The organism is Chitinimonas sp. BJYL2 (assembly GCF_027257935.1).
Classification (GTDB): domain Bacteria; phylum Pseudomonadota; class Gammaproteobacteria; order Burkholderiales; family Chitinimonadaceae; genus Chitinimonas.
In genome coordinates this window covers 82257-95480 of sequence record NZ_JANZKW010000001.1, presented here as the reverse complement: position 1 = coordinate 95480, position 13224 = coordinate 82257, and the positions used below count along the sequence as shown (strand labels likewise).

General features: G+C 63.6%; 9 protein-coding genes and 1 pseudogene. 1 reads left to right on the top strand and 9 read right to left on the bottom strand.

Annotated elements, in window-relative coordinates; genetic code table 11:
• Positions 1-129: 129 nt before the first annotated feature.
• Both O9X62_RS00435 and O9X62_RS00430 read right to left on the bottom strand, forming a co-directional pair.
• Positions 130-2433, bottom strand: a complete 2304-nt coding sequence (locus O9X62_RS00435; protein ID WP_269530801.1) for a glycoside hydrolase family 31 protein — start codon at positions 2431-2433, stop codon at positions 130-132.
• 116 nt (positions 2434-2549) lie between these two features.
• Positions 2550-3314, bottom strand: coding sequence for an ABC transporter substrate-binding protein (locus tag O9X62_RS00430; protein WP_269530800.1), 765 nt, complete (start codon positions 3312-3314; stop codon positions 2550-2552).
• A gap of 118 nt (positions 3315-3432) precedes the next feature.
• Here O9X62_RS00430 and O9X62_RS00425 point away from each other — a divergent pair, with 118 nt between their 5' ends.
• Positions 3433-4080, top strand: coding sequence for a DsbA family oxidoreductase (locus O9X62_RS00425; RefSeq protein WP_269530799.1), 648 nt, complete (start codon positions 3433-3435; stop codon positions 4078-4080).
• On the opposite strand, the gene O9X62_RS00420 is transcribed toward O9X62_RS00425, so the two are convergent.
• The 7 genes and pseudogenes from O9X62_RS00420 to nirB all read right to left on the bottom strand — a co-directional run.
• Positions 4072-4686, bottom strand: coding sequence for a hypothetical protein (locus O9X62_RS00420; protein ID WP_269530798.1), 615 nt, complete (start codon positions 4684-4686; stop codon positions 4072-4074). The two genes, O9X62_RS00425 and O9X62_RS00420, sit on opposite strands and share 9 nt — an antisense overlap.
• Positions 4687-4756: 70 nt before the next feature.
• Positions 4757-5770, bottom strand: coding sequence for a GTP 3',8-cyclase MoaA (gene moaA, locus O9X62_RS00415; protein WP_269531826.1), 1014 nt, complete (start codon positions 5768-5770; stop codon positions 4757-4759).
• Between the two features lie 13 nt (positions 5771-5783).
• Positions 5784-6368 (bottom strand): molybdenum cofactor guanylyltransferase MobA, encoded by a 585-nt coding sequence (gene mobA / locus O9X62_RS00410; protein ID WP_269530797.1) that lies wholly within the window; start codon positions 6366-6368, stop codon positions 5784-5786.
• Positions 6356-7111 (bottom strand): uroporphyrinogen-III C-methyltransferase, encoded by a 756-nt coding sequence (gene cobA, locus O9X62_RS00405; RefSeq protein WP_269530796.1) that lies wholly within the window; start codon positions 7109-7111, stop codon positions 6356-6358. The genes mobA and cobA overlap by 13 nt, the downstream gene beginning before the upstream one ends.
• A 487-nt stretch (positions 7112-7598) precedes the next feature.
• Positions 7599-10280, bottom strand: coding sequence for a nitrate reductase (locus O9X62_RS00400; RefSeq protein WP_269530795.1), 2682 nt, complete (start codon positions 10278-10280; stop codon positions 7599-7601).
• A gap of 164 nt (positions 10281-10444) precedes the next feature.
• Positions 10445-10777 carry a nitrite reductase small subunit NirD gene (nirD, locus tag O9X62_RS00395; RefSeq protein ID WP_269530794.1) on the bottom strand — a complete coding sequence of 111 codons (333 nt, stop codon included), beginning with the start codon at positions 10775-10777 and terminating at the stop codon, positions 10445-10447.
• Positions 10778-10857: 80 nt separating this feature from the next.
• Positions 10858-13221: pseudogene (gene nirB / locus O9X62_RS00390) on the bottom strand (nitrite reductase large subunit NirB); the annotation flags it as partial.
• Positions 13222-13224: the final 3 nt, after the last annotated feature.

Genomic DNA, 13224 nt, shown 5'->3' with positions numbered 1-13224 from the left:
CCCGGCAAGCATCATGCAAAGCGGGAGCGAGCAAGGCTTAGCCCTCTCCCAGTGGGAGAGGGTTCCAAACACCAAAAGCCGAACCCCGTAAGGTGCAATGCGGCCTTGAGGCCTGATTGCACCCTACGGTCAGGCAAGTAGCAGAACAGTCAGCTCGCGGCCCGCGAACGGGAGGGTTGCATTAGCGGGCGTACTTGGCTGTCCGTTGAGCTGCACGTCGGCCGGTGCCTGCGGCGACAGGATCAGCACGCGCGCCTTGATCACACCATAGCCATCGGCGCTTTGCTGCACCGAGATGTTGAGCCCGCTAGCCGACCAGTCTGCCTTCACCACCAGCGTGCTGCGCTCGCCGCGCTGCCAGCCAAAGCTGATGCCGTCGTCCGCGTGGTAAGTCGCTTCGACTTGCTGGCCGGGTTCAATGGTCAGCAGCACATCGACGGTAAGCAGATCGGTCTGGTTGCTGGTGCGCAGGCCCGGTTGCAGCGCAATGGCCGAAGGGCTGGCCAGATAGATGGGCGTGCTGGCCTCGTCGTGCTGAACCTTCAACTCGGCCCCAGCGCTGTGGAAGTCGCCGCTTTGCACTGCGTACCAGCGTGTGCCGGTGGCATGGCGCGGCAGTTGCACCGTGCGTTCGGTGGCGGCCAGTGATACGAACGGCGCTTGCAGCACGGCGGGGCCGACAAAGAACTGGTCGTCGCAGTAATCAAAACCGCCATCCGGGTCGTGGTACCACAGCGGCCGCAGCATGGGCTCGCCGTGTTCGGCCTGAGCGATGAAGCTCTGGTACAGATAGGGCAGCAGCGTGTAGCGCAGGCGGATGTAATCGCGCACCACGTTCAAGGTGGCGGCGTCGCGCGTCCACGGTTCCTGATCCATCGCACCGCTGATCTTGTGATTGCGCAGGAAGGGGAACAGAAAGCCCAGCTTGTACCAGGCGCGCATCAGCTCGTTGCTGGCGTCGAGCGCAAAGCCGGGTACATCGGGACCGTTGAACGGCAGGCCCGATACCGACAGGTTCAGCGATAGCGCGATGCTGCCCTTCATATGGTGTTCGTTCGACATATTGTCGCCGGTCCACAGCGCCGAATGCCGCGCCTGCGACAGAAAGCCGCTGCGCGAGATGATGAAGGGGCGCTCATCGGGCCTTGCGGCCAGCAGGCCTTCGCGTGTAGCGATGGCCATGCCGAGAGCGTACTGGTTGTGGAAGCTCTCGTGCGGTTGCTCGCCGCGGCCAAAGCGCATGTCGTCGAGATTGGCCGAGCCGGTTGACGGGTCGTTCATGTCGATCCAGTAGCCGCCAAAGCCCAGGCTGGTAAAGGCTTCGACTTGTTCCTTCCAGAACGCGCGGCCTTCACTCAGGGAGTAATCGGGGAAGACCGTGTAGCCGGGCCACACATAGCCCACGTATTCGGTGCCCTCGATGGTCCGGCACAGGATCTGGCGCGTTTGCGCCTCAGCATAGGGCCGGTATGCCGGGTCCTGGCGCAGGCCGGGGTCGAGAATCGGTACCACACGGTGGCCGCGCGCGGTAATGGCCGCGACTTGCTCGGCCGGTGCGCTGAAATGCTGCGGATCGACCGTGAAGACCCGATAGCCATCCATGTAATCGATATCGAGCCAGATGCCGTCGTTGGGAATCTGGTGCTGGCTGTAGCCGTCGGCAATGCGCGTCAGGTCATCGAACGATTTATAACCCCAGCGGCACTGCTGGTGACCCAGTGCCCACAGCGGGGGCAGCGGCGTGCGGCCCTGCAGTGCCTGCAGCTTGCGCACCAGCGCATCGGGGCGTTCATCGACCATGATCCACACATCGGGCGCGCCATCGGTGGAGCCGAAAAACAGCTCGGGGATGAAGGGGCCGGCGCCGGGCTGGAAGATGGCCTCGCCGGCACCCGTGTTCATGAACACGCCAAACGGGTTGTCGATGACGATGCCGACCCAGGCCTTGGCGGTTTTGATGATCAGTACCGGGAAGCTCGCGTACATGGGATCGGTGCTGCTGTCGCGGATCTTGTCCCAGTAGAAATCGCCGAACACATCGGTGTTCCAGAAGCGGGTGCGCTTTTGCGAGAGTTCGAAACCGAGGTTCTTTTCGCCCATGCCGTAAAAGCGGTGGCCTTCGTCGTAGGGCAGGGCCCACAGCCACTTCTTGCCGCACACACCAAAGCCGCGGCCGCTGGCCGATTGCAGTACAGGATGGCCGTTCAAGCTCAACAGCAGCTCGCCGCCCGCGCCCAGATTCAGCGCGGCGCTGGAGGGCTGACCCGCGAACTCATCGGCAGTCAGGGTGGCGATACTCTGGCTACCCTGTGGCCAGCGCTGGCTCTGCGCCTGTACGCGGAACACATTGCTGCCGCAGTCGTGCACGGTCAGCGCGGCTGCTTGTGTATCGAAGCGGAAGTTGCGCGGGGTTTCGATCTTGTGGAAATACATGGGCACTCCGGGGAGGGTACGGGCGCGGTCGTGCCGGCCGGTTTATCGGTTTGGGTGCCAGTGTAAGGGAAGCTTGCGTCGTAGTTTCAGCGGCTGCATTCCGCAACCGCTTTGGTTTACCGGCCTGTGTGGCGGCGCAGGATGGTGGCCATGACTTGCTGCTTTTCCAGTGTCTGCATGGCCTGATTCAGGGCGTCGAGCGTCAGGCTGGCGCGCTTGTGGACAGCGCAGTAGAGATCGGTCTGCGATATACGCAGTGGCGACGGGCGCAGCGCCTGCCAGCGCGTATTCTGCTTTTGCAGGTAGTGCAGGGTCATCAACCGGATCACGCTGTAGTCGGTACGGCCAACCAGCTGTTTTTCCAGTAGCTGGTGCTCACCGGGCGCATTGTCACGTATCAGCGTACCGACCTCGAACAGAGGCTCCAGCAGTGGATAGCGATAGCCGCTTACGGTGCCAATGCGCAATTTCTGCAATTGCGAGATATCAGTAACAAGCGGTTTGCCTGGCGTACTGACCAGCCGCTCCTCCACACTAAGCAGCACATGCGGTGACCACTGGAATTGCTGCTTGATGATATTGGCATCCCATTGCGGGGAGCCGAAACAGCGTAGATCGATCTGCGCCTGCCTGGTCATCAGGCTGACCCGCTGCGGCGGCACCACTGTCAGCCGGATATCGCGGCCGAGTACCTTGCCCAACGCCGCATACCAGTCGTGCATGATGCCGCGATCAATCACCATGCCTTGCGGTGTATGTTGATAACCGGCCAGTGGCATGCCCCATGAGTCGCTCATCGCGACCGTGAGCGTGTCCGCCGCGGTGGCTAGCAGCGGCAGCAGCGTGGTCAGGCAGAAAAGATGACGGGAACGCAGGCGCATGGCTTCGGTGCAGGACTGGACTCCTTCGAGTATAGGGAACATGGACCTTGAAGTCTGACAGGATATGCCCAACTGAAAGCCAAGAGGCCGTCGCCTATGTCGGCCAGGGAGTATCTTCATGCCTGCACTGATCCGTATCGACTTTGTTTCTGATGTGTCCTGCCCTTGGTGCGCCATCGGCCTGAGCGCCCTGGAGCAAGCCATCGCCAATATTGGCGATGAAGCCCAGGTTGCCATCGAGTTCCAGCCCTTCGAGCTGAACCCCGATATGGCGCCCGAAGGCGAAGACATCACCGAACACCTGAGCCGCAAATACGGCGCCAGCCCCGAGCAACTGGCGCAAACACGCGAGATGATCCGCCAGCGAGGTGCCGAGCTGGGCTTCACCTTCACGCCGGGCAAGCGCGATCGTATCTACAACACGTTTGATGCCCACCGCCTGCTGCATTGGGCGGCCGAAGAAGGCTTGCAGTTGCCGCTCAAGCGCGCGCTGTTCACCGCTTATTTCACCGATGGCGAAAGCCCGGCCAATCACGATGTATTGCTGCGCGTGGCCGACGAAGTGGGCCTGAACCCGGAACGGGCGCGGGAGATTTTGGCGTCGGATGACTATGCCGATGCGGTGCGCGCGCAGGAGCAGTTTTTCCTGCGCAATGGCATCAACTCGGTGCCGGCGGTGATTGTGAACGAGCAGTACCTGATTCAGGGCGGCCAGCCGGTCGAGGCTTTCGAGCAGGCATTGCGCAAGATTGCGGCGTTAGACTGAGGCACGATCCCGCGCGTGCCAGACCGGCACATTCAGGAACTGGCTCAGCTCCTCGGCAGCCAGTTCCACCACCATTTTGGCGCCGTGGTCCATCACGTTGAGCCGGGTGCCATCGTGAAAGACCAGATTGAGTTCGTAGCTGCGATAGCTGCCACCTTTGTTGCCAGTGATGCGCTCGCTTAAGCACTGCAAGGCATGAATATCCATCAACAAACCCTGCTTGCCCGCCACCCGGCTGCCGCCGGCTTGGGGTGCCTTGCCCATGAAGTACATGCCGCGCTGCTTGTCGAAGGTGGTGCGGGTGGTGGTATGCAGGATCAGCCAGCCACCACCGGCAAAGCCCAGGCCCCACACCACCAGAAAAGCACCCGGGAAGTACTCTCCCTTGAGCAGTAGCCAGGGGGCCAGACCGAACAGCACGCCAAGGCCCGGCAGCAGGAAGGCCAGCGCAAAGGCTTTGCCACCCAGCGAGGGAGAGATGACGGCCTGCTGGCCTTGCCGCACCAGCTTTTGGGTACGGAAGTTGGCGCCGCCGCCGCGGGCGGGTTCCCAGCTGACCTTATCGGCAACGGGGTCGCTGCTGCTGTTGAGCGAGGTCTCGAACATGGTGGTGGGAGTGTGAAAAGCGGTTGTATGACCCAGCTGTTGCTTGGCGCGTGGCAACGGTGCCGTGCGCTCAGCCGCCTGTCATCGACATGAAGCGGACGACCTTGCCGGGTTGTGTCACAAACTCATGGCGCTCGGGCTTGAGTTCAATGGCCCCGCGCAGTGCGGCAATCAAGTCGGCATCGCTCGCGCCGCCACGCAGCAGCGGGCGCAGTTCGAGTTTGTCTTCATTACCCAGACACAGGTAGAGGGTGCCTTCGACTGACAGGCGCACGCGGTTGCAGCTGGCGCAGAAATGCTGACTGATGGGGGTGATGAAGCCGATCTGGCCTCGACCATCTGCCGTCTGCCAGTAGCGTGCCGGGCCGCCACCGAGCTCCTGTGCCTGTGGCACCAGACCGAAGCGTTGCACCAGTTGCTCGCGCACAGGGCCCAGATCGAGATACTGCGCGTTGCGACCAGTATCGCCCATGGGCATGGTTTCGATCAGGCGCAGAATATAGCCGCGTTCAATGCAGAAGGCGGCCATGGCGTCGATCTCGTCCTCGTTCACGCCTTTGAGTGCCACCATATTGAGCTTGATCGGCGCAAAGCCGGCGGCATCGGCAGCGGCAAGGCCGTCTAGCACGGCGGGCAGGCTGTCGCGGCCGCTCAGCTGGGTAACGCAATCACGCTTGAGGCTGTCGAGGCTGATATTGAGGCGACGCACACCCGCGGCATGCAGGGCGTCTGCATGACGGGCCAGTTGGGTAGCATTGGTGGAGAGCGATAGATCTGTCAGGCCGGGCAGGGCGGCGAGGCGGCCGGCGAGCAGGGGCAGGTTGCGACGCAGCAGTGGTTCGCCGCCGGTGAGTCGCACACGGCGGACGCCCAGTTTCGCAAACAGGCCGACCACGCGTTCGATCTCGTCAAAGGTCAGCCAGTGCTCGGGTTCGGCGTATCCATCGAAGCCGCGCGGCAGGCAGTAACTGCAGCGCAGATCGCAGCGGTCGGTGACCGACAGGCGCAGGTAGTCGATGCGGCGGCCGAAGCGATCGATCAGGGGCTGATCGTGCGATGGCGTGGCAGCGACGCTTGGCGGCATTGGGGCGGGCGACTCAAACAAGGCAAGTCTCGTGGTTCAGGGCGTTGAGCGTGTTCAGGTTAGGGATTGCGGCATCAAAACAGACATCGGCCACGCCGACGTCGTTCTGCCAGCGCATCACTGCCTGCTGGCCGGCATCGAGTGCCTGTTGCAGCGCCGGCATCACGCTACGGTTCAGCAAGCAGTGTAGTGGCTGCACCCGCCCCGCCGCCAGTGCGCGGACAATCGGCGCTTGCTGGCGCGCGGCCCATAGTCTGACCAGCAAATCGGGCGGGAGTGCCGGCGTGTCGCAGGGCACCACCAGCAGCCAGTCGGCCTGGCTGGCCAGCAGCGCGGCCTCGATACCGGCGAGTGGGCCGGGGTAGCCTGTACGTTGGTCGGCCAGCACCGGCAATCCGCTACACGCGTATTGGCGATGATGGCGATTGGCAGACAGCCAGACCTGCCCGAAAGCCTGCGCCGGCAGCTGTGCTTGCAAGTGCTGGTACAGCGGCTGGCCTTGGTAGTCGACCAGCCCTTTGTCGGCACCACCCATGCGGCTGCCTTGGCCGCCGCACAGGATGACGGCGTCTGGCAGGGAGCGGTTCAGGCTGCCCATGCCTCGGCTTCCTGTGTGCTGCGTTGCCGATCCGCTTCGCCGATGGCATTGCCGATCAGTATGATCGCAGGGCTGCCCATGCCGGCATTGCGGGCATCGCTGGCCAGACTGTCGATGCGGCTGACGAGACGTTTCTCGCGCGTGGTGCTGGCCCACTGCACCACGGCCGCAGGCGTGCTGGCCGGCAGATGGCGCTGCAGACCGGCGCACAGCGAGTCGATACGGCTCATACCCATGTAGATGACCAGAGTGGTGCCGGTAGCGGCCAGTGTCGCCCAGTCAGGCTCGCCATCGTCGCGGTCATGCGCGGTGACAAAGGTCACGCCTTGGCAGTGATCGCGGTGCGTCAGCGAGATGCCCAGGCTGGCCGCGGCTGCGAGGCCCGAGCTGATGCCGTTGATGATCTCGACTGCTATACCCGCCACTTGCAGAAAACGGATCTCCTCACCGGCTCGGCCAAACAGCAGCACTTCACCCCCTTTGACGCGGACCACGTGCTTGCCCTGCAGCGCATAGCGGCGCATGAGCCGCTGGATGAAATCCTGCGGCGTGGATTTGCAGCCGCCACGTTTGCCGACCTTGATGACACGGGCGTTGGGGGCGAGTTCGATGATGTCGGGATTGGCGAGGTCATCCAGCAGCAGGATTTCGGCCTTGGCGAGGGCTTTGACGGCCTTGAGTGTGAGCAGGTCGAGATCACCGGGGCCGGCGCCGAGCAGGGTGACGGTAGGGGGCGTGGTCATGACGCGGTCCTCGCGGGCTTGGTGATTTGAGCCCTCTCCCACCGGGAGAGGGTTGGGTGAGGGGCAACGGTGGAATACAAGGAGCAAGAAACCAAGTGCGCAAACGGTGGCAAACCACCTAGGTCCCGTCGAAGCGCGCTGAGCACCGCAGACCGGCGTGGGGCAGTCCGGCGCAGCATGTCTGAGTCTTGCCGCAGGCAAGGCGAGTTCTGCGCCGGCCACGCCGGTTGAGGAGCGCAAGGAACCCTGCGTAGCAGGGCGGCTTCGTCGGGTCGCCTTTCTTTGCTTACTTTCTTTGGCGAAGCAAAGAAAGTGAGGCGGGTGCGAGACGCACTCTCGCTCCCAAAGCGCGCAGCGCATTTCGCGGCGCAGCCGCTGAACCTGTAGTGGATAGCTGAACGTTCGGTGCAAGTGGATGCAGCCCTCACCCCAACCCCTCTCCCACGCGTGGGAGAGGGGCTAAATGCGGCGATGCCGAGATGGGCACTCACGCTACCACCCCCACCACACACATCCGCCGCAATTCCGGCACGCACGAACCGCACACCGTGCCGCAGCCCAGCGTGGATTTCAGTTCTTCCAGCTCTGCGCCGGTCTTGATCAGGCCTTCGATTTGCGAGGCGCGTACCTGTTTGCAGTTGCAGACCACCTTGTCGCGCGGTGCGGCGTTGGCGAGGCGGGGGGAGAACACGGCCAGCCGGGGTGATGACCAGGCTTGGCGGTCGGACAGGTGGGCCAGCAGGGTTTCTGCGCCTTGCGTGTCGCCGGCAAACACAAAGCCGCTGAACTGCTCGCCGGCCCAGCCCACGCGCTTGACCACGCCACGGCGTGCATCGCGGTATTCGAGTACGTCGGGGCCGGGGTGCAGGGCCAGCAGGGCGAAGATACGGTTCAGCCAGTCGTCCATCGCGGCCGGGGCGGCGGCGCGCAGCAGGACTACGTCGTTGCCGGCCAGCGTCAGCGAGGCGTAGGCGCATTCGGCCAGCAGGGGCTGGAGCTGGTCCTTGAGCGACAGCACATCGTCGCTGCAGCAGGCGATCACCGCGCGCCAGGGCAGCTCAGTTGCCACCACGCGCACGGCGGCGTGCTTGAGTTCGGGCTGGAAGGAGGACGGGTCGACCACGCCGGCCAAAGTCTCGTTGATGCCGGTGCTGTTCAGCGTCTGGCCGTTCCAGTGCATGGCGGCGAACACGCTGCCGCTGGGCACGTCGTCGCCGATGGCTAGCGGCAGCACTAGCTTGCCGCGCTTGCTAGCGATTTCGACCAGATCGCCGGCCTTGAAGCCACGGCGCTCGGCATCCTTGGGGTGCATGGTCAGGCTGGGTTCGGGGCTGTGTGACCACAGCGCCGGCACGCGACCGGTGCGGCTCATGCCGTGCCACTGGTCGCGCAAGCGGCCCGTGAGCAGGTGGAAGGGGTAACGCGCATTGGTGGCTTCGGCCACCGGCTTGAACGGCGTGACGATGAAGCGGGCGCGGCCGTTCAGCGTGGCGAAGGTGCCATCGGTGTAACGGCGTGCCTGACCGGTATCGGCCGTGGTCGGCAGCGGCCATTGCTGCGGGCCGCTTTGTTCCAGCATGGTGTAGCTGAGCCCGCCGATATCGAGATCACGGCCTTCGGTGAGCAGGCGGTGTTCGTTGAACACCTGCTCAGGCGTGTCAAAGGCGAACAGTGCAGCTTGTGCGGGCGCGAGGCGGGCTTGTAGGCGCTGGGCGAAATCGTTGGCGATGAGCCAGTCGTTACGTGTTTCGCCGGGCCCCACCACGGCTGGCCGCACGCGCGAGATGCGGCGTTCGGAGTTGGTGACGGTGCCGTCCTTTTCGCCCCAGCTGGTGGCCGGCAGCAGCAGGTCGGCATAGGCCACCGTATCGGTGTTGGCGAAGGCTTCTTGCACCACCACGAACTCGGCGGTTTCCAGCGCGGCGCGCACGGCGGGCAGGTCGGGCATCGAGTGGGCCGGATTCGTACAGGCAATCCAGATGGCTTTGATCCGGCCGTTTTTGAGCGCATCGAACATGGCCACGGCTGGCAGGCCGGGGCGCTCGCTGACGCTGGGAATACCCCAGAGCTGGGCGATTTCATCGCGGTGCGCGGCATTGGCTATATCGCGGTGCGCGGCCAGCATGGTGGCCATGCCGCCAACCTCACGGCCGCCCATGGCATTGGGCTGGCCGGTCAGGCTGAACGGGCCGGCACCGGGGCGGCCGATCTGGCGTGTGGCCAGATGCAGATTGATCAGCGCCAGATTCTTGTGCGTGCCGTGTGCGGACTGATTCAGGCCCATGCAGTACAACGACAAGGACGCCGCGCTGCGGCCGAACAGCTCGGCAGCGGCAATCAGCTGCGCTTCGGGAATGCCGCACAGCTCGGCAGCCATGCGCGGCGTGTAATCGCGCACCAGTTGCTTGAGTTCGGCAAAGCCTTCGGTATGGGCGGCGATGTAATCGGTATCGATCAGCCCTTCCCAGATCAGGTGGTGCAGCATGCCGTTGAACAGCGCCACATCGGTGCCGGGCTGGATTTGCAGGTGCAGATCGGCCATGGCGGCCGTATCGGTACGGCGTGGATCGACCACGATCCACTTGGCACCGCGTTCCAGCTTGGCGGCTTCGAGCCGGCGGAACAGCACCGGGTGGGCGTAGGCCATATTGCTGCCAACCAGCAGCACACAATCGGCCAGCTCCAGGTCTTCGTAGCAGGTGGGCGGGCCATCGGCACCGAGCGATTGCTTGTAGGCCGCCACGGCGCTGCTCATGCACAGGCGTGAGTTGGTATCGATATTGTTGGTGCCGATCAGGCCCTTGGCGAGCTTGTTGAAGACGTAGTAGTCCTCGGTCAACAGCTGGCCGGATACGTAAAAGGCCACCGCATCGGGACCGTGCTCGCGGATGATGGCGGCGAAGCGGTCGGCGGCGGTGTCGAGTGCGGTGTCCCAGTCGGTGCGCTGGCGGGCTTGGTCGCGCTGGGTGCGCAGCTCGGGGTACAGCGCGCGGCCGGTATGACTGGCGGCGCTGTTGGCGAGATTGAGGCCCTTGGTGCACAGGCGGCCGTAGTTGGCCGGGTGGTCGGGATCGCCTCGTACGCCGGTGATGCGGCCCTGGTCGCTTTCGATGATGACGCCGCAACCTACGCCGCAGTAGCAGCAGGTGGATTTGGTGAGGGTGGTCATGGTGCGGGCCTCACGGTCTGGATGCGATACGTAGGGTGCAATAAGCGCAGCGCATTGCACCGTATGGATTTGCGGCGAGGGGAGTCTGGTGCAATGCGCTGCGCTTATTGCACCCTACGTAATGGTTGGGTTGTTCCATGGCTTACCCCTGCCGTTCTGCTAAATCAGTCCACCAGCCCCAAAAACACCGCCCCGCCTTCGACCTTGACCGGAAAGCGCCGGGCGCAGCCCACATCGGGTGCTTTCGCTTCGCCCGAAGTCAGATCAATGTTCCAGCTATGCAGCGGGCAGGTAACGGTTTCGCCATGCACGATCCCCTGCGATAACGGCCCGGCCTTGTGCGGGCAGCGGTCCAGCAGAGCGAAGACCGTGTCGGTGGCGGTGCGGAACACGGCGATATTGCCGGCTTCGCGTTCAACCACGCGGCTGCCTAGGCGCGGGATATCGTCGACCTGGCAGAGTGGGAACCAGTGTTGAGCGGTGACGGGCGCGTTCATGCCGGGGCTCCTTGGGGAACGAGTTTCAAGGGGATGAATTCCTTGGCCTGCGCACCGGCAATGCGGGCGGCCCAAGGGTCGGGCAGGCCTTCGAGGGCGTACAGCAAACGCTCGTACAGGGCTTTGCGGTTGGAAGCGTCTTCCACCACCTTCTGCTTGATGTAATCGAGGCCCACGCGGTCGAGGTAGTGCACGGTGCGGTCGAGGTAGTAGGCCTCCTCGCGATACAGCTGCAGGAAGGCGCCGCTGTATTCCTTGACCTCTTCGGCCGTCTTTACCTTGCACAGGAACTGCGCGACTTCGGTCTTGATGCCGCCGTTGCCACCCACATACAGCTCCCAACCGCTATCGACGGCGATCACGCCTACGTCCTTGATGCCGGCTTCGGCGCAGTTGCGCGGGCAGCCGGAGACGGCCAGCTTGACCTTGTGGGGGCTCCACATATTGGCCAGCATGGTTTCCAGATCAATGCCCATCTGCGTGCTGTTCTGCGTGCCGAAGCGGCAGAACTCGCTGCCCACGCAGGTCTTCACCGTGCGGATCGACTTGCCGTAGGCGTGGCCGGAGTTCATACCTAGGTCTTTCCAGACACTGACTAGGTCTTCCTTTTTCACCCCTAGCAGGTCGATACGCTGGCCACCGGTGACCTTGACCATCGGCACGGCGTACTTGTCGGCCACGTCGGCAATGCGCCGCAGTTCGCTGGCATTGGTCACGCCGCCCTTCATCTGCGGAATCACCGAGAAGGTGCCGTCCTTCTGGATATTGGCGTGGGCGCGTTCGTTGATGAAACGGCTCTGCGGGTCGTCCACCGCTTCCTTGGGCCAGGTCGAGATCAGGTAGTAATTGATCGCCGGGCGGCAGGTGGCGCAGCCATTGGGCGTGCGCCATTGCAGGAAGTCGTAGACCGCGCGGTGGGTCAGCAGCTTGTGCTCGCGGATCGTCTTGCGGATATCGCCGTGGTTATGGTCGGTACAACCGCAGATCGCCTTGGTCTTGGGCGATTCCTGGAAGTTGGAGCCGAGGCAGTTCATCAGCACCTGCTCGACCAGGCCCGTGCACGATCCGCAAGAGCTGGCGGCCTTGGTGTGCTTCTTCACATCGTCCACCGTGTACAGGCCCTGGGTGTTGATGGCCTTGACGATGGTGCCCTTGCACACGCCGTTGCAGCCGCAGACCTCGTCGCTGTCCTGCATGGCGGCGGCCTTGTTCTGGCCCTGGTGGCCCACATCGCCCAGATTGGTTTCGCCGAACATGATGTGATCGCGCAGATCGCCAATCGGCCGGCCTTCGCGCAGCAGCTTGAAGTACCAGGCGCCGTCGGCCGTGTCGCCATACAGGCAGGCGCCGACGAGCTTGTCGTCCTTGATGACCAGCTTCTTGTACACGCCGCCGGCCGGGTCGCTGAGGACGATGTCCTCGGTGCCTTCGCCACCCATGAATTCGCCAGCGCTGAACAGATCGATACCGGTGACCTTGAGCTTGGTAGACAGCACCGAACCCTTGTACTGGCCAATGCCGAACTGGGCCAGATGGTTGGCGCAGACCTTGGCCTGCTCGAACAGCGGGGCGACCAGGCCATAAGCAATGCCGCGGTGGTTGGCGCATTCGCCTACCGAGTAGATGCGCGGGTCAAAGGTCTGCATATGATCGTTGACCACGATGCCGCGATTCACATGGATGCCGGCCGATTCGGCCAGTTCGGTGTTCGGGCGGATGCCGGCGGCCATGACGACGAGGTCAGCCGGAACCGTTTCGCCATCCTTGAAGCGCACGGCGGCGACGCGGCCGGACTCTCCGGCGATCAGTTCGGCCGTCTGTTTCTTCAGCGCAAAGGTCAGGCCGCGCGCTTCGAGCGATTTTTGCAGCAGGCGCGCGGCGGTTTCATCCAGCTGACGTTCCAGCAGCCAGTCACCAATGTGCACCACCGTCACGTCCATGCCACGCAGCTTGAGGCCGTTGGCCGCTTCCAGTCCCAGCAAGCCACCGCCGATGACCACGGCGTGCCGGTGCACCTTGGCCGCTTCGATCATCTGTTCAGTGTCGTAAATGTCGCGGTAGCTGATCACACCGGGCAGGTCCTTGCCCGGAATCGGCAGGATGAAAGGCTTGGAGCCGGTGGCGATCAGCAGGCGGTCGTATTCGGCCTCGGTGCCGTCTTCTGCGTAGACCACGCGCTTGAGGCGGTCGATCTTGGTGATCTTCTTCTTCAGGTGCAGGGTGATGCCATGCTCGGCATACCACTCAACCGGGTTCAGGATGATTTCCTGCACGGTCTGCTCACCGGCCAGCACCGGGCTCAGCAGGATGCGGTTGTAGTTGGGGTGCGGTTCCTCGCCGAAGACGGTGATGTCGTAGAGATCTGGCGTCAGCGCCAGCAGCTCTTCAAGCGTGCGGACCCCGGCCATGCCGTTGCCGATGAGGACGAGTTTGGGTTTTTGCATGGT